Origin of the sequence: Rhodopseudomonas sp. B29 (assembly GCF_000333455.1) — a bacterium.
Taxonomy (GTDB): Bacteria; Pseudomonadota; Alphaproteobacteria; order Rhizobiales; family Xanthobacteraceae; genus Rhodopseudomonas.
Genome location: NZ_BADD01000681.1, coordinates 1 through 1260, shown reverse-complemented (window position 1 = coordinate 1260; position 1260 = coordinate 1). Strand labels below are relative to the sequence as shown.

The 1260-nt window shown below is 69.4% G+C and carries 1 protein-coding gene; it reads left to right on the top strand.

Going from position 1 to position 1260, the window contains the following annotated elements:
- Nucleotides 1-131: 131 nt before the first annotated feature.
- On the top strand, nt 132-1260 hold a 1129-nt coding region (locus I5M_RS31050), incomplete at its 3' end, for a hypothetical protein (protein ID WP_148287954.1).

Below are 1260 nucleotides of genomic sequence, written 5' to 3'. Positions count from 1 at the left end.
TATTCTCGATATGCCCTGATTCGTGATCGCGTCCCTGCGCGTTGCCTGTCTGGCGCTCGCTCCCAGTATCCCGCCGCGTTGGTTGCTCATGTGTCTTCATGCGCTTGCGCATGAAACGGAATGAACCCGAGATGCTTCCCGGATTCCGGTTCCTGTTCGCTGCGGTCACTCTTGCAGTGTCTCTGCTGGTATTCGGGCTCGGCGCCGCGGCGCTGCTGCGCGCCGCCCACGAGCAGTTCGCCAATACCCAGACGATGCGGCCGCCGATCGCGCTGCTGGCGCCGATCGAGCCGACGACTGCAACGCTGAGCATGCTGCGGGTCGAGCCGCAGGCGACACCGGCCGCTGTGCAGGCCGCGCCTGCGCCGAACGACAAGCCGGCGCCAGAGACCAAGCCGGCGCAGCAGGCATCGCCCTCTGCAGACGCAGCGACATCGACGCCTCCCGCTCCAGCGCCCGTGACAGCGGAGGCGCCACCCTCCCCGCCGGCGACTGCCGAGGTCGCTCCTGCGGTTGGCGAGAGCAAGCCGGCTGACCCAAAGCCGACTGAGACGAAGGCGGCAGAGGCGAAACCGGCAGAAGAGAAGCCGGCGGAGAGCAAGCCGGCCGAAATGGTCGCCGTGACCAAGCCTGCCGACAGCGTGCCGGCATCACCTGCCGCAGCCCCCGAAGCCGCACCTCCTCCCCCTCCCGTGCAAGCTGCGGCTCAGGCCGTCGCGCCCGCAGTCCAAGCGGCGACGCCCGACGCTGCTCCAACGTTCGGTTCGCAGGCGGCGCCCGTCGCGTCTGTGTCGCCAGCGCCCTCGCCTTCCGAGCAGGCGACCTCTTCGCCCCCGATGGTCGTGGCGGAAGCTCCGAGTGCCCCCACGCCTGCATCAACGCCTGCCGCCGAACCATCCTCCGTCGAGACCAAGGCGCCCGAACCGGTGGCCGCCAGCGAGAACAGCACGGCGACTGCGGAGCCGGCGCCGATGGCCATCGCGGCATTGACCGGACCAATCCCGATGCCGAAACGCGACCCGCGGCCGGCCAAGCTGGTTCAGCCGGCTGCCGCCTCGTCTGGCAACGAGACCACCAAGCCTGAGGGCGACAAGCCGGCGAGCGCCGACGCAGTGACGACCAAATCACCGCGCAAGGAGACGACCAAACCGACCGTCCGCAAACGGGAGTCGGCCAAGCGCAGCAAACCGCGCCGCCGCGTGGCACGTCTCAGCAGCGAGCGGGCGCAGCCGTCGTATCAGCAGCCGAACAACCCGTTCG